12 protein-coding genes and 3 tRNA genes are annotated in these 17,005 nt (G+C 38.0%); 1 reads left to right on the top strand and 14 read right to left on the bottom strand.

What is annotated here, in order from left to right; genetic code table 11:
- Positions 1-324: 324 nt before the first annotated feature.
- The 9 genes from H5088_RS10060 to H5088_RS10100 form a co-directional block, all read right to left on the bottom strand.
- Complete coding sequence (locus tag H5088_RS10060) at positions 325-1,287, bottom strand: class 1 fructose-bisphosphatase (RefSeq protein WP_182752799.1); 963 nt, start codon at positions 1,285-1,287, stop codon at positions 325-327.
- Positions 1,284-2,366 (bottom strand): class II fructose-bisphosphate aldolase, encoded by a 1,083-nt coding sequence (gene fbaA, locus H5088_RS10065; RefSeq protein WP_182752800.1) that lies wholly within the window; start codon positions 2,364-2,366, stop codon positions 1,284-1,286. Before fbaA ends, H5088_RS10060 begins: the two co-directional genes overlap by 4 nt.
- 14 nt (positions 2,367-2,380) lie before the next feature.
- Positions 2,381-2,998, bottom strand: coding sequence for a bifunctional 4-hydroxy-2-oxoglutarate aldolase/2-dehydro-3-deoxy-phosphogluconate aldolase (eda, locus tag H5088_RS10070; protein ID WP_058154918.1), 618 nt, complete (start codon positions 2,996-2,998; stop codon positions 2,381-2,383).
- Positions 2,999-3,227: 229 nt separating this feature from the next.
- Complete coding sequence (locus H5088_RS10075) at positions 3,228-4,160, bottom strand: sugar kinase (RefSeq protein WP_182752801.1); 933 nt, start codon at positions 4,158-4,160, stop codon at positions 3,228-3,230.
- Positions 4,161-4,234: 74 nt separating this feature from the next.
- A complete protein-coding gene (locus H5088_RS10080; protein WP_002962964.1) occupies positions 4,235-5,542 on the bottom strand; it encodes an MFS transporter in 1,308 nt (435 codons plus the stop codon).
- Positions 5,543-5,544: 2 nt separating this feature from the next.
- Positions 5,545-5,889 carry a cupin domain-containing protein gene (locus H5088_RS10085; protein WP_002962963.1) on the bottom strand — a complete coding sequence of 115 codons (345 nt, stop codon included), beginning with the start codon at positions 5,887-5,889 and terminating at the stop codon, positions 5,545-5,547.
- A 5-nt stretch (positions 5,890-5,894) separates the two neighbouring features.
- The gene (locus H5088_RS10090) at positions 5,895-8,111 is read right to left on the bottom strand and encodes a heparinase II/III family protein (protein ID WP_182752802.1); all 2,217 of its coding nucleotides are present in this window, start codon (positions 8,109-8,111) and stop codon (positions 5,895-5,897) included.
- Between the two features lie 5 nt (positions 8,112-8,116).
- Positions 8,117-10,375, bottom strand: a complete 2,259-nt coding sequence (locus H5088_RS10095; RefSeq protein WP_182752803.1) for a polysaccharide lyase 6 family protein — start codon at positions 10,373-10,375, stop codon at positions 8,117-8,119.
- Positions 10,376-10,522: 147 nt separating this feature from the next.
- Entirely contained in the window at positions 10,523-11,401 is an 879-nt protein-coding gene (locus H5088_RS10100) for an NAD(P)-dependent oxidoreductase (protein ID WP_002962960.1), read from the bottom strand.
- A gap of 625 nt (positions 11,402-12,026) precedes the next feature.
- On the opposite strand from H5088_RS10100, the gene gloA reads away from it, so the two are divergent.
- Positions 12,027-12,428 (top strand): lactoylglutathione lyase, encoded by a 402-nt coding sequence (gene gloA, locus H5088_RS10105; protein ID WP_024594782.1) that lies wholly within the window; start codon positions 12,027-12,029, stop codon positions 12,426-12,428.
- A gap of 284 nt (positions 12,429-12,712) precedes the next feature.
- Here gloA and H5088_RS10110 read toward each other — a convergent pair whose 3' ends face one another.
- The 5 genes from H5088_RS10110 to H5088_RS10130 form a co-directional block, all read right to left on the bottom strand.
- Positions 12,713-12,979 carry a DksA/TraR family C4-type zinc finger protein gene (locus H5088_RS10110; protein WP_024605380.1) on the bottom strand — a complete coding sequence of 89 codons (267 nt, stop codon included), beginning with the start codon at positions 12,977-12,979 and terminating at the stop codon, positions 12,713-12,715.
- Positions 12,980-13,226: 247 nt separating this feature from the next.
- Positions 13,227-16,094, bottom strand: a complete 2,868-nt coding sequence (locus tag H5088_RS10115) for a pitrilysin family protein (RefSeq protein WP_182752804.1) — start codon at positions 16,092-16,094, stop codon at positions 13,227-13,229.
- A 278-nt stretch (positions 16,095-16,372) separates the two neighbouring features.
- A tRNA-Glu gene (locus H5088_RS10120) sits at positions 16,373-16,448 on the bottom strand.
- Positions 16,449-16,628: 180 nt separating this feature from the next.
- Positions 16,629-16,704: transfer RNA gene (locus H5088_RS10125), tRNA-Glu, on the bottom strand.
- A 182-nt stretch (positions 16,705-16,886) separates the two neighbouring features.
- A tRNA-Glu gene (locus H5088_RS10130) sits at positions 16,887-16,962 on the bottom strand.
- Positions 16,963-17,005 lie beyond the last annotated feature (43 nt).

Consider the following 17,005-nt stretch of genomic DNA (forward strand, 5'->3'; position numbering starts at 1 on the left):
ATATAACCACAATAAGATAAGTTTTTCCACTATCGCCACCTAATTAAATAACAATAAATAAACACCAAGTTAACCTTGGGCTTTTGTTGTTGGTTAAAAATTGAATTCAATTGTGAAAAATAACGTTGAAGATACATAGCCTTATAGTAAAACTTAGTTTTATATAGGGTTTAGTAAGTAATATTATTTAATATATGTGAAGTATTCTTATTTGAAGACAATAAGAAAAGAAGTGAGTTTGTCTAAAGAGGATGATTTACAAAGAGAATTAAAATTAGGGGTAAAAAAAGGGCAATTTTTTTACCCCTTTTTTTGAGTGCTGTTTTATAACATGGCGTTATTATAAAACTCTACAGGCTCATTTGAACCCAAAGCTACAGGCACACGCTGGTGCAAGCTAGTGGGCGCAATATCTAAAATTCGCGTTCCTCTAGAGGTTGCTTTACCACCTGCGTTTTCAACTAAAAGTGCTAACGGGTTTGCTTCATAAAGCAGTCTTATTTTTCCGTTATCGTTACCACTGCGTTTATCTTGTGGATATAAAAATAACCCGCCTCGGCATAAAATACGATGAACGTCGCCTACCATCGCTGCATTCCAACGCATTGAGCTTTTTTCAAAGCTTTCACAGGTGTATAGCAATTTATCAAAATACACTTGTGTTGGTTCGTCCCAGTAACGGTAGTTAGCCATATTTACGGCAAATTCGCGACTTTGTTCTGGCACACTTAACTGCTTGTTTGTCAGTAAGTAACCGCCATGTGTTGAGTCTAACGTATAACAACGCGTAGGACCGCCAGTACTCATTACAAGTAATGATGAAGGGCCGTATAACACATAGCCTGCACACACTTGATTTACACCGGGCTGACTAAATTGCTCGTCGCTATCAAAAGGAACATCATCACGGGCTAAGTAAATAGTAAATATAGTGCCTATTTGCCCATTAACATCAATATTAGAAGAGCCATCTAACGGGTCAAAAGCAACAATAAACTTACCTTCAGGGTGGCCACCTACCGCATGATCTTCTTCCTCTGATGCAACAGATCGTACACAGCTATCACCAAGTAGGATGTCTTTAAGTAGTTGGTTTGCGATTATATCAAGCTTTTTTTGAACTTCACCTTGAACGTTTTCATTCAAAGTTGACCCTAAAACACCGGCTAATTCACCTTGGCTTACTCGAAAAGCAATTTCTTTACTGGTCGCTAAAATTGTGCGAATAAGTAAAATAAGATCAGTATCTACACCGTCTTCTTTCAATACTGTATTTAATCTTTTCATGCGCTATACCTGTTTACACAATTTAGATCGTCAAAGCATTGCTCTAGCCTTGCAACCATACTTTGCTCTGAATGACGCAACCATACACGAGGGTCATAGTATTTCTTGTTTGGCTTATCATCCCCGTCAGGGTTACCAATTTGCCCTTGTAGGTATGCTTGCTTGTCTTTGTAGTAATCTAAAATACCTGTCCAACACGCCCACTGCGTATCGGTATCAATATTCATCTTCACTACGCCATACGTTAAAGACTCTGCAATTTTACTGTACTCAGAACCACTACCACCATGAAAAACAAAGTTAATTGAGTTACTTGGTAGATTAAATTTTTCTGATACGTAAGCTTGTGAATCTTTTAAAATAGTTGGCGTAAGAACAACGTTACCCGGTTTATATACACCATGAACATTGCCAAAAGAGGCTGCAATTATAAAGTTAGGGCTAATACGACTTAAGCGTTCGTAAGCAAATGCAACATCTTCAGGTTGAGTATATAAAGCAGAACTATCTAAGTGTGAGTTATCAACACCGTCTTCTTCGCCACCCGTGCAACCAAGCTCAATTTCAAGCGTCATACCTATTTTTGCCATACGCGTTAAGTAACGTTCACAAATTTCGATATTTTCTTCTAAAGGCTCTTCTGACAGATCAATCATATGTGAGCTAAACAATGGTTTGCCAGTCATTTCAAAGTGTCTTTCACCTTCATCAAGTAAACCATCAATCCAAGGTAGTAGCTTTTTAGCTGCGTGATCAGTGTGAAGCATCACTGCTACTTCATAATGTGCTGCCACTGAATGTACATATCTTGCAGCACTTACCGCCCCAAGCACAGCTGATTGTTGCTCTGGTAAAGATAAGCTTTTACCACAAAAAAATTGTGCTCCACCATTAGAAAGCTGAATAATAACGGGCGAGTTTTTCTTTTTAGCAGCTTCTAGCGTCGCATTAATAGATGTTGTGCTAACAACATTTACCGCTGGCAACGCATATTGATTAGTACGTGCATGCTCGTACACAGCACTTACTTCGTCGCCAACGATTACGCCTGGTAGTATTGTTGGGGCTAAATAATTCATTTATGAAATCCTTTCTATTTTAAAGCCTGGATACAAGAATCAGTAATTGCTTGCCAATTTTCTTGTTCAACCCATTCTTTTTTCGCTATCCAAGTACCGCCAACGGCGAATACATTATTTAAAGAAAGATAGTCCATTTTGTTACTTTCGCTAACGCCACCTGTAGGACAAAAGCTGACTGCTCTAAATACTGACGACACAGCTGACACAAAAGGAGCGCCACCAGCAAGCGATGCTGGGAATAATTTTTGCTCTTCAAAGCCATACTCAAGCGCCATTAAAATATCACCGGTGTTTGATACACCAGGAAGTACCGGCACATTACATTTAGCAAGTGCTTCAAGTAACGTAGGAGACACCGCTGGGGTTACAATAAAATCAGAACCAGCTTCAAGTGCTTGCTCCAAAATATCAGTATTGATGACTGTCCCTGCACCTACTTTTAGCTCAGGCACCTGTGCTTTAATAGCTTTTAATGCCTCTATTGATGCCTCTGTTCTTAGCACTACTTCAACTAAAGTAAGCCCAGCATTGGCCATAGCTTTCGCTATTTGAACACCTTGCTCTGGAGTATCTGCTTGAATTATAGGTAGCAGTGTTTGTCCTGCCATAAGTTCAGAAAAGCGAGTCATAACGTTGTTCCTTTATAAAAAGTAATGCGGCCGAGGTATAGCGGCCTTTAATGTTTAATTATTTTGTTATACCAATTGCATTAAATTAATGAGCTATTATAGCGACAAGAAAATAGCTCAATAACAAGGCTAAAATTATGATACATAGTTGCTCTATATAAATAATTTTTAACGTAGTTAGTGAGTTATTTAATACGCTAAGGTGATCATGTTTTTAATAAAATTGGTATCACATGCCAGCTTCAGCCATTGCTAGCTGAAATATATCTTTTGGAGCAATAGCACCTGGTTGCTGTATAACAGTCCCTGCCGCTTTTGCAGCAAGTTGCACGGCACTTGAAATTGATTTATCAGATAAACGTGCACCTAAGTAAACACCGTTAAAGGCATCGCCTGCTGATGTTGTATCTACAACGTTTTTGACCGGTACAATAGTGTGGCTTTGAAGCGTATCGCCCTCTTTTGTCACTACCGATTCAGGGCCATTTTTAACAACAATTTCTTCAATTTGGTAAGGCTTTAAATATTCAACAACTGCTTCTACGCTATGAACGCCATAAAGTGTTGTTAAATCTTCAACGCCTGGTAGGGTAATATCTGCAAACGTAAAGGCTAAATGATACTGCTCTTTTGTTTCCTCTACACTATTCCACAAACGTGCTCTATAGTTAGGATCAAAAACGATTTTAACCCCAGCATCTTTAAGCTGCTTTACAACTTTCCAAAAGTCTTCACGTGCACTTTCTTCAATTATTGCTAATGAAATTCCTGAAAAGAAAAACATATCACCTTGGCTAAGCTGCTCGAGTGCATCAGCATCTAAAAAATCAACAACCTTTTTAGCTGCAGAATCATTGCGCCAATAAATAAAGCTACGCTCACCATGCTCATCAGTTTCTATGTAGTACATACCAGGTACTTTGGTGTCGTGAGCAAATACAAGTTGCGTATTTATTTGTTCACTCTCAAAGCGTTCTAGCATTTTTTTACTTAAATTATCTTGACCTAAAGCCGTAACAACCGAAGTAGTAACCTGCGGGAAGCAACGTTTTAAATACACTGCAGAATTATAAACATCGCCTGCAAATGATTGGTGCAGTATTGCCGCGCTCATAGCTCTAAGCTCGACCATGCATTCACCGATAAAGTAAATATTTTTCATCTTGGAAGTTACCCTATGTAGTTAACTGCTATGCACTTATACAAAATATGTTGGCATAGCAGTTATTATCTAGATTATTGAGGCTTTTTAAGAGGTTCTATTTTTGGAATTAAAATCCAAACAGCTGCCATTGCTATGATGGCTAAAGAAGCACCAATTACAAATGCTGGTGTGTAGTTACCATCAGCAGTAAGAAAAGGTACTAACGATGTAAGACCTACAGCACCAAGCTTTGCCGCCATACCAGAAAAACCTGATAATGTACCCACTGCTTTTTTACCTAACAAATCACTTGGTAGTGTTTGCACGTTACCAATTGCAGTTTGAAAACCAAATAAGATAACAGCCATAATTAGTACCGCTGTTGTTGGTCCGCCTGGATTTGCCATTGCAAGTAGCGCTGGTAACATTATTAAACAACCCAGCGTAATAGTAAGCTTACGTGTTTTATCTGTATTCCAACCTGCTTTGAGTCGGTTTTGAGCCAATAAGCCACCAAACCAAGCACCAAACATAGCGCCAACATAAGGTACCCAACCGTATATACCAATAGATTTAACATCCATACCGTACACTTCGTTTAGGTAAATAGGGATCCAAAATACAAATAACCACCAAATTGGGTCAATTGCGGCAGAGGCAATGATTACACCCCAGCTTTGCTTACGAGAAAGTAACTCAGCAGTTGTAGGGTTATATTCCTCTTCGTCTTCACCAGTTACATCACCGTTGTCATCAACACGTCTTTGACCCGTTAAGATATATTCACGTTCTTCGGCAGTCAGCCAAGGATGTGAGCTAGGCGGTGCTTTAACTAAAATTAACCATGGAACTAACCAAAGGAAACCTAATGCACCAACAAAAACAAACACCATTTGCCAGCTAAAGTAGATAGTTAAATAAGCAATTAAAGGAATAGCAATAATGCCGCCAATTGCGGCGCCAGAGTTAAAAATACCCTGTGCTAAAGCACGTTCCTTAGTAGGGAACCATTCTGCGTTACCTTTAGCTGCACCAGGCCAGTTACCGGCTTCTGCTACACCTAAGATTGCGCGAAAAATACTAAGACTAAGTACACCTTGTGCAAATGCATGCGCAACGGTTGCAATAGACCAAACACCTATTGATAGTACAAAACCGAAGCGTGTGCCCACCCAGTCAAATATTTTACCAAAGATTGCCTGACCAAATGCATAAGCAAATACAAACACAATAGAAATATTAGCGTATATTTGTTTGCGTTCTAGCGCTGATTCATCAGGAAATAAATCTTCAACAATGTCCGGCCAAAGCACACTAAGTGCTTGGCGGTCGATATAGTTAATAATGGTAGCTAGCGCTATTAGCGCTATAACCCACCAACGTAAGCCTTTAAGTTGCATAATTAATCCTCAAGAAAGTCTTCACGCGCTGGGCTAAAAGTATCAATCAGGATTCCGCCTGTTGGGCAGGTAGCTCCATGATCAGCAAATGGTGGGATTAAGCAGCTATCACCCGGTTTTAAGATTTTAGTTACGCCATCAATGTTAAAGTGAAACTCACCTTCAACAACATACGTTACTTGAGAATGTCTGTGAGCATGGTTATAACCAATAGCCCCTTTCTCAAACCAAATTTTAACAGCCATTAGCTCTTCGTTATAACCTAGCATTTGACGTTTTAGACCATTTCCTAAGTCTTCTATTTCGGTCTCGTTACCAAATGAAAAGTTTGCGCTTTGCTTTTGCATCCTATTTACTCCTGATTATTGTTCATCATATAAACGCCTAATCGGCCATTTAAAGTGAACTCTTTATTTTGATAATTGAATGTGTTTTTAGCTGATGTTTGTGCTTTATTAATTGCCACTAAATATGAGTTGCCTTTAATATCAAGTTCAACAAGTGTTAAATCGCCCTGCTGACTATATTCAAGCTTTGTAACTCGACTAACAGCTTCTAGGGTATATTCTTTACTTGGGTTGTACTCACCATGTGGCTCTAATACAGATATAAACTTATGTTGCTTTTGCCCCTCAACACGACGAATAAAACCATTTTCGTTGCGTAAATTAAAGTGAGGGTCATTTGCGCCTATTTGAGTAAACAAGAAAGACTCATCACCTTTTACCAAGCTCGTTTGCGTATAAAAACGACCATTTTCGTTTAGCCACGTTACTTTAGCTAAACCACTTTGAGGTTGCGCTTGAGCTTTAAGCCATAAATGTTGGTAGCCATTTTTAGTACCTAGCGCAGACAGCTGTGCTGCATTTGCTTTTAACTCAAAGCTGGTATCGATAAGCTGACCTTTATAATGCAAAGGCAGGTCAAGCTGATGCGCTTTATTTGCAGCAACATCAAATATATCAAGTGAAACTGTGCTTTGTAGTTCAGGTAAGTTAATAAGTGCAAGCGTACGCTCAAGATCTACGCCTTTATAAGCTGTGCTTATTTCGCCGCTTGAAACCGTGCCGTATTCATTTGTTTCGAAAAAGTTAAGTGCAGGGTAATTACTATTTCCTACTTCAACATTTGCATTAAAATGCGTTGTTTCGTCAACCACTACCGTATTGTGCGCAACAGTGTGTTTTGCGTAAGTTTCGTTTTCAGGTAAATAACGACCGCCGTATTTAGCTTCTACATTTAAAAAACGTGCTGCGCCATAATCAGATACAATTTCATTTCCGTGGTCGTAAAACTGCCATGTTAATTTATCAAAATGACCATGGCCCAAACCTTGTGCAGCAGGTTTAAACAGTAGCGCTTGATCGCCACCTACCTGCGTTCTCATTACAACTAAAGCACCTTGTTTACTGTCATTACCATCACCGAAGGCAACAGATTTAAACGAATAAGGTTTTGCCATGTTGTTATCAAGTGCTTGAGCTACTTTTAGCCCATCACCAGAGAGAATTATTTGGTCTTGTTGCTTAGCAATATCTAAATAACCTGCATCGTTGGTTAAGCCGTACGCTGCCGTTACACCATTTACTAACTCAATAGTATCGATGCCTTTACTTTTTATTGCATCGTTAATTGGGAAGAACAAACCGTTGTAGCTAAGTTGAATCGTCGTATCAATCGCTTTTAATAATATGCCATCGCGATATTCAAATATTTTTCTTTGTGGTTCGTTGTTTTCAATCGCTTTAGCAAACGTTACAAATGGTAATAGTGCAAAGCGTTGATAGTAAGGACCTTCGTTATAGTAACCTTGTGGTGAAAACAGCATCTCTAGCTGCTTAATAAAGCCACCCTTACCCGATTTTTCTAAATCGTATAATGATTTTTCTACCCACTCAGATTCGCCTAATACATACCCAGCCATGCCAACACCCGCTGTTGCCCATGTTCCATGGTTATGTACTTTATTAAATGTAGACGGTTGGCCTACAGATGTGAACAACGAAACAGGACGGAGTAAGTCATTCTCGATTGTTTTAATATTATCGGCATTTAACGAGTCATGAATTAGATCATAAGCTTGTATTGTGTACACAAGCCACATTGCTTCATTTAGGCTTTGCCAAAAAAACTTACCTGGATTTTGCGAATCCATTTTACGTTTTGGATGCAGACCAAGCGTTGGGTATAATTTTGCGTACTCAAGCAACATATCACGAACATAGCTTGCGTATTTATCATCTTGGCTTAATTGATAAATAATGCCCGCGTTGTACATAAGTTGGTAATTTTTCTTATGGCGCTCATGTGTATAACCACCACCGCCATCTTTTGGAACGGGTACAGTGATAGGCTTTGCAATTTGTTCATCTACTTGCGTTTTTAGCGATTCAAACGCAGTAGCAAACTTTGTGCTACCGTTGCTACTAATTGCTTGGCGCATTTGCTTAACATCATCAGTAGTAATCACTAAGTTTGGGTGCGCTGCATGCGCCTCCAGTGATGTAAGTAATGTAATTGCAGCTACAGCAGCTATTTTAAAACGTGTTTGGCATTTTAATAAGTACATAGTATTTACCCTGCCTTATTTAAAATGTTGTTATTTTTTAATACTGCCGTATGCGGGCCTTTAACTCTTAACTCTTTAACGCTTGGTGCTTTAGTGGCATCAAATGTATTGCCTGAGATTTCAGTTTTAGGCTCGCCTACTGTGTGCTCTACAATAATAGGAGCAGATTTAACAAATTTATTATCTTTGATACTAGTAACTTGAACACCGTGAACATAAATGCTCGCTTGCTCTTTGTTACGCTTACCAAGGCCAACGTTATTAAGCGTGTTATTTGTCATTTCAAAATGAGGGCCAAATGTACTTTCATCAGTGCCACCACGGTAAAGCTTAACTATGCCGCCTTTTACATCATTAAATGTATTATCATTTACAATAACGTATTCCGCGTTATAAACACCTAAGTCTTCAATTTCAGTATTTAGGCGTAAAATGTCACCTGTTACTGTATTAAAGGTATTACCTGTAACAATAATTTCGTCAGCCATTGCACCTTTACCAGTGATAAAGAAATGGAATGAATGATTAATATCTAAAGCATTTAACTCTGAGTTGGTCATTACAAAGCGGTAATTATCAACCATACCCCATTTTTGCGTACGAACAATGCTGTTACCTATTGCATCTGGCGCGTTTTCACCTGAAATTGATAAACCATCTAGTTTTAAGCTGCCGCCATCATGTATTTCAAACAAGGTAGAGCGTTGAAAAGTAAGTTTAGACTTTGCGTTCTGCTTCGCTTTAATTGTCAACGTTTTATCAATTTTAACCAGTTTAGACACATCATACTGGCCAGGCGCTAGTTCTAGAACATCGCCCGACTCTGCATTATCAATAGCATCTAGTAATGCACTTACATCAGCTTTAACAGAATGTGTCTTACCAGAATCAAAATCAACTAAAGCAGGTACTTTTGCATACCAGCTAACACCGGTATCTTCTTTTTTAAGTACTTTTAAATCGCGCTTTGCACCTACATTTAAACTTTTAGATGTTGGGTAAAGTAGACCATTACTTGCTTTTTCAAGCGTGATTTTTTCTTTTTTTACACCGTACGTTAGCTCAGAAAGCACTTTTCTATCAGCAATGTTGTTACTTAATACTAACCCACTTACATCGTCGAATGTTGTAAATGGCTGTTCACCATCTTGGTTTATGATTAAGTTGTTTTTCATTACGCTATTTTTTGGGGCTGCGCTACGCTCAGCATCGCTACCTGCAGCAAGTTGAATATGACGCACATTGATAAATGTGTTGTTTTCAATCGTCGCATTTTCTACTTGGTGATAACGATTAATAGATGAATTTGGTACGCCGTTCATCACAGTAAAACCACTGCCAAAACGATAGCCTGTTAGGCCTTGTAGGTAGTTATTTCTTACAATTTGATCTTTATTGATAACGCGGATACCACCTGTGTGATCAACACCATTACCAATGAAGATATTTTCTTCTATAAGATTGCCGTTACCATGGCGCAGCGTTAATGTACCGCGCGCTTCATAAAATACGTTATTACGAAGGATGTTTTTACCTGACTTAACCGAAACAATTTCTACTTCACCATTGGTACGTTCAAAGTAATTATTTTCAACCAATGTATGCGAATCAGTTAGTGAGTAATGGCTTGTGCCAATACGCAGGGTTTCACCACCGTTAGAACCAAAAGTTGGACGGTAGCCAAAATAGTTGTTATCTATACGATGATAGTTTTCCTGGCTTGCTTTGGTGTTTAAACGAACAGCAACTGTCACACCTTTATTTCGTTTGCCAACTAAATGACTATGATCAAAGCGGTTATGTTGTCCATATAAGGCAACCCAATAATCAGACTCTCGCTTGTCTGGATTACTGTAATTATCGATTACTGTTTGAGTAACTCGTGAATTGTAGGCTAATTCATTTTTATTTTTACGAAATTCTATTACAGCTGAGCTCGGTGTGTAGCCGTCTTTAAATACTAAACCAGAAGCTTCAAGGTATTTACCTGCAAGTCTTAGATTAGATTGACCTGATAGAATTACTTTTCCGTTAGTTTCAGCGGTTAATATAATAGGAGAGTTTTTTGTACCTTGGCCTTCAAGTAAAATTTCGAAGTCAGACCAAGTACCATTTTTAAGTACTACTTTGTCGCCAGCAACTAGATTAGCTGCGATATCATTAAAAGCTTGTTTATTTTCTATAAAATAATCTTTGGCCGCTACTTGTGTGGATATGCAACCGATGAGAACTAGACTAAGCTTTATTGTATTAATCAAACGCATAGTTAACTCTTTTTCGTTGTGACTGAAAGTAGTGCTTCATCAGAATTAAAAAAAGCTGACATTGCACAAAGACTTTAGTCAATTGGTGTCATGTGTGTTAAAGCGCTTTAAGTTAAAGCTCAAAGCGCTCAATAAGGTCGAGAAGTATTACTTTTCTAACTTTTTGAAGTAATCAAAAATTTCAGGAACGTTACCTTGACCCATACCAGCGTCAAACGCTGCTTGTAGGTTAGCTGATGAACCTTCAGCGATTTTTGATTCAGTACCTAGGTCTTCTACCATTTGTAGGAAGTAGCCTAAATCTTTGTTTGCATTAGCAATCGAGAAACCAAGGTCGCTAACATTATCAACTGCATAGTTTTTACAAAATTGCATAAATGGTGAGTTAGATGGGCCAGTCGACATAATGTCGAAAAGTTGTTGACGGTCAACACCAGCAAGCTCTGCCACTGCAAATGCTTGTGACATAGCACATACTGTCGTCATGCCCATGAAGTTGTTGATAAGCTTAGTTGTATGACCTGCACCTAGCTCGCCAAGATGGAAAACGTTTTCACCTTGATCTTCCAGTACTGGTTTAACTTTATTGAATGTATCAATATCGCCTGCAGCCATAATGTTTAAAAGACCGTCTTTAGCATGTGCTGGTGTACGACCTAGTGGCGCGTCGATCATGCCTGCGCCTTTAGCTGCTAAATCAGCACCAATTTTTTTAGTAGATGATGGGATAGAAGTACCAAAATCAACTAATACTGCACCTTCTTTAATACCCGCTAGGATACCGTCTTCTGCGTAAACAATTTTTTCTACAACGGCAGACGTTGTAAGACAAAACATAACAATATCTGAACCTTCAGCTAGCTCTTTTGCAGTGCTTGCTGTTTTTGCGCCTCTAGCAACACATGCTGCAACCGCATCTTTGCTAAGGTCCATAACAATTAGCTCATAGCCTTTGTTTTGTAAATTTTCGGCCATGTTGCCGCCCATTAAGCCTAAGCCGATGAAACCGATGACTGGTTTTGACATGAATAACTCCTAAATATGTGGCGCATACTTTTATAAGAACAAGTAAAATTTACTCTATAAATACGCTGTGTCTTTTGTTTCAATTTGTAGAGTAACTTTAAGCTTGAGTTATTTATAAATTAACCTGTGCAAAACGTAACTCTGATTAATTACCAATGCATTGTACTCACTCAAACCAAGTAACTTACCAATTGGTATGCAAAAACTGTATTACCATACGGCTTTTTTGTCAACCAATAAGTTAACCAAGCAAACGCCAAATTTTTAAAAGTTACACAAAAATCAATTTAATATCCTATTAAAACAAGTGGTTACATATCAACAGCACAATTAAGCAAAGGTTAACTTTTGTTGAACAATCAGTAACTTTTTTTATACTAATAGGTTGACCAATAATTGAGTACTGGTTATTTAAATATCCAAAATTTAATAAAATGATTCATTAATTGGTAATTTATAAAGGTCGAACTCAAACTGTTTTAAGCCCACTCTCATATTAAGGTTGTGATTTATATATAATGCCTACATATATGGCTAATACATATAACCCCCCTAAAACGCGCTTAATAATAGCGCTTAATTAAAAATACCCTTAACTTTGAATAAATAACTAAAGGAACTAAAAATGCGTTTATTACATACTATGCTTCGTGTAGCTGATTTGGATAAATCAATTGCTTTTTATACTGAAATATTAGGTATGAAAGAATTACGCAGAGCTGATAACAGTGAATACAGATACACTCTTGCCTTTGTTGGATATGGCGACGAAGCAGATAACACAGTATTAGAGCTAACTTATAACTGGGACGAGGATAGCTACGACCTAGGTAATGGATATGGTCATATTGCTATTGAGTTTGATGATATTTACAAAGCATGTGCAGATATTAAAGCTGCTGGTGGCAATGTAAGCCGTGAACCAGGGCCTGTAAAAGGCGGTACTACTGAAATTGCTTTTGTAAAAGACCCAGATGGCTATGCAATTGAGTTAATTCAGAAAAAAGAAGACATGAGTAAATTTTAAATTACTTAACAACTAATTTAAGTTATAACAATTTGCTTAATGCCAATCTGCTTATATATGGGGTCTATTTAACGTTAAAAAAATTACGCTAGAACTAGGCAAAATTTTTGTATCTAGTTGTTCTAAATAAAAAATTTTTATCGACGTAATAGTGCAATTTAATTCGTTAGATTGATCAAAGATTTATGCTGGTTGGTATAACTATGGAGAGGTTTAATTTTATATATAGTTCAAATGGTTATGCAGATTGGTATTAAATAAAAGGTGCTTTGCAGCACCTTTTTTTAACGCAACTGACTATCTTTACTACCACGCCTATTAAACGATTTAGCGCTGGCACCATTGCCTTCTATTTCAGCTTGGCATGCAACACAGTAGCGAACTCCTGGTAGCGCGAGCCTTCGTGCTTGTGGGATTTTTTCATCGCACTCGTCACATAGCTCAGCACTTGCACCAGATATTAAATTGCTTCTTGCATACTGTACGGCGTCGTTAACACTTGCATCAATTTGATCTTGAATTGCACCGTCTCGTGCCCATCCACTTGCCATAAATCCTCCTAATAAAGTTGGATGTTTAAATTTATGCTACCAAATTGAATCTTTATAAGTACTGAATAATAAAGCTAGGAATGGGGTGTTATTTGAAGGCTTCAACTATAAAACTATATTTTATATCTAAAGAAAGACGCTGTAGTTGCTCCCTGTAATCTACTTTCAAAAAGATCAACACTCTAAAATCAGGCAAAAAAAAGCAGCTAAAAAAGCTGCTTTGTAATTCTAATTATTTATTTAAATATTAAAGGCTGTAATCAACAACCTTCATGCCTAATTTTTCAAGCTCTGGGCGAAGTGTTTTAGCATCACCCACTACTAAATAAATCATATCTTTAGGGTTTAAGTGTTTTTTAGCTAAGGCGTTAACTTCTTCTTTGCTAATATTGCTAACAATCTCATTTCTTTCTTTTACAAAGCTAGGTTTTAAATCGAACTCTAATATTTGTGCTAAAAAGCCAAGTTTTGCATTAGGCGTTTCGTATTTAAGCGCATCTTTTTGATTGATAGCTTTACGCATAAACATAAGCTCTTCATCCGTGACACCGTTTTGAGCATAGTTATTAAGCTCATTAGTAAACTCTGTAATAGACGCTGCAGTAGAGTCGGCTCTCACCGCTGCAGAAGCTGTAAAGCCGCCTGATGTTTTATCACCCCAAAAACGAGAGCGAGCACCGTAAGTGTAGCCTTTATCTTCTCGTAAATTTAGATTGATACGGCTGTTAAACGTGCCACCAAATGCAAAGTTCATTAAGTTAGCTTTAAAAAACTCACCAGTAATGTCTTCAACCATATCGCGTTTACCAATACGAATTTCTGATTGAGGGGCATCTGGTTTATCTACAAGATAAATGACATTAGTTTCGACTTTAGGTTCGCTGAAATCAACAGTAACTGGGCTCGATTTACCTTGCCAGTTTGCAAGTGTAGCTTTAACCTTTGGCTCAATTGTTGACTCTTTTAAATCAGAAACAATAATGACTTGCGCGCCTTGTGGTTTAAAGTTTGCGTTATAAAAAGCTTTAACGTCATCTAATGTAATAGCCTCAATACTATTAAGCGTTCCAGTACTTGGAAGTGCAGCTATATTGTCGCCATATAGTAATTTGCTGTATGTATTAGATGCTAAATACCCTGCATCCTTCATTGAATGTTGAATATTTTGAATGATTTGCTTTTTATTACGCTCAAAGTCATCGGCATTAAATGCTGGTTTAAATAATTTCTCTTCAACAAGCTTTAGCGTTGCATCTACATTTTTAGTTAAGCTAGAAACATACACATTTGTATGTGTTTTGTCTGAGTAGATACTTACCTGGCTACCCAGTTTTTCAAGCGCGCTACTCATTTGCTCTGTAGTGTAGTTTTGCGTTGACTCGCTCATTAACGATGCAGTCATTGACGATAAACCCACTTTACTAGCTTGCTCATTATACAAGCCACCCGGAACTTTAATGAAAATAGCGGTGGTTGGCGTTTCTGTACTTTGCGTACCTAATATTTTAATACCGTTTTCGGTCTTAGTTTGCCAAAGAGAAGGAACATCAACAGCAGGATTTGCGCCGGCTACAGGGTGAATACTTCGATCAAATGTATCAACAGCTCTTCGTGCTACTAAATCATCAGCTGAAGTTGTAGATGGACCTCCAAAATCATGCGCTTTAGGCGTAAAGTTATCTGGGGCAGCTATAAGTTGAGTTTGACCTTCTGGCACAACACTCATAATAACGGCAGATTTACCTTTGATATATTGATTAAAAACACGCATAACATCAGCTTTTGTAACTTTGTTATAACGTGCAATCTCATCTTTAGCTGAGTTTGGGTTACCTGTAAACGTTTCAGATGCGGCTAGTTGAGAGACTTTTCCTGATACGCTTTGCAGACCAAAAATTGCACCTGACTCTATTTTAGCTTTTACTTTATCTAAATCATCTTGTGTAACGCCACGCTCTTCAAATTCAACAAATGAATCACGAATGATTTTTTCCATATCAGCTAACGTTTTCCCTGCTGTAGGATTTGGTAAAGCATAAAGACTAATTGAACACGCTAACTCTTGGCATGGATGATTTGCACTTGCTTGAACAGCAAGTTGAGTTTTAACTAGGTTTTTGTATAGTAGTGAATTATTACCTCCACCTAATATTTCAGCAAGTATATCAAGAGGTGCTTCATCTTCAGAGCGAGCATAAGTCGTTGGGAAACTCATACTTAATAAAGGTAAGTGAACCTTATCTTCCATTGAAATATATCTATCAGCATCTAGTATTACAGCTGTTTTTTCAACTTTAGGTATTTCAGGACCTTTTGGGATTGGTGCAAAGTATTTAGTAACTAATGGCAGTATTTCATTAGCGTTGATGTCACCACCAATGGTAAGCGTTGCATTATTTGGTCCGTACCATTTTAAAAAGAATGCTTTTAAATCATTTACATTTACGCGATTTAAATCGTCCATAAAACCAATTACAGGCCATGAATATGGATGGCCGTCTGGATACATCGCTTGAGCAACACGTTCACCTAAGCGACCATAGGGGCGATTATCAACACGTTGGCCGCGCTCGTTTTTTACTGTTTCGCGTTGTACCTCAAATTTTTCTTGGGTTACAGCATCGAGTAAAAAGCCCATTCGATCAGCTTCTAGCCACAACATTTTTTCTAATTGATTTACAGGTACTGTTTCAAAATAATTTGTTCTATCTGAGTTAGTTGTACCATTTAAAGTACCGCCTGCTTCAGATATTATTTTAAAATGTTCCTCATCAGCAACATTCTCTGAACCTTGAAACATCATATGCTCAAAAAAGTGAGCAAAGCCTGACTTACCCAACTCTTCGCGAGCAGAACCAACGTGGTATGTTACATCAACGTGTACTAAGGGATCTGAATGATCCTCATGCACAATTACAGTTAAACCGTTATCTAGTTTATATTTTTTATACGGTATGTTGATTTCACCTGCATTAGATTTCACTGATTCAATAAGTGTAACGCCAGGAATTGATGTTTCTGTAACAATATTTTTATCAATAGCTTGAGTTGAGCTATTACATGCAGCCAACCCTGATGCAAGTAAAACAGCAAGTGCAATTTTTGTGAGTTTCATTTTTTAGTCCATATTTAAATTAACTCAATGAGTTTAAAGACTAATTAAAAGTACAACAAGGAATATGGAGCGATTATGGGTTTTGTAACAAAGTGTAAATAGATTGATATAAAAATGAAGTATAAAATGAGGGTATTAATTTGTGGTTTTATTCTAATAACACTGCACTTTCCTATCTAAGTAGTAAATGACATATCTAAGAGATTGGTACTCTTGATAACGTCGTGCATAGAGAGTGCGGTATCACACTGCTTTACACAATACTTAAAATAAGTAAGTGGCGTCCCCAAGGGGATTCGAACCCCTGTTACCGCCGTGAAAGGGCGGTGTCCTAGGCCTCTAGACGATGGGGACACATAAATGTGTCACTAGGACAACTGAATTTTTAGACTCGTTTCAGGCGAGCTTTCTTAATAACACTACACTTCCCTATTAAAATAAGTAAGTGGCGTCCCCAAGAGATTAGTACTCTTGATAACGTCGTGCATAGAGAGTGCGGTGTCACACTGCTTTACACATACTTAAAATAGTAAGTGGCGTCCCCAAGGGGATTCGAACCCCTGTTACCGCCGTGAAAGGGCGGTGTCCTAGGCCTCTAGACGATGGGGACACATAAATGTGTCACTAGGACAATTGAATTTTTAGACTCGTTTCAGGCGAGCTTTCTTAATAACACTTCACTTCCCTATTAAAAATAAGTAAGTGGCGTCCCCAAGAGATTAGTACTCTTGATAACGTCGTGCATAGAGAGTGCGGTGTCACACTGCTTTACACAATACTTAAAATAGTAAGTGGCGTCCCCAAGGGGATTCGAACCCCTGTTACCGCCGTGAAAGGGCGGTGTCCTAGGCCTCTAGACGATGGGGACACATAAATGTGTCACTAGGACAACTGAATTTTTAGACTCGTTT

The sequence above is a fragment of the Pseudoalteromonas sp. SR43-3 genome, from assembly GCF_014163875.1.
Taxonomy (GTDB): Bacteria; Pseudomonadota; Gammaproteobacteria; order Enterobacterales; family Alteromonadaceae; genus Pseudoalteromonas; species Pseudoalteromonas distincta.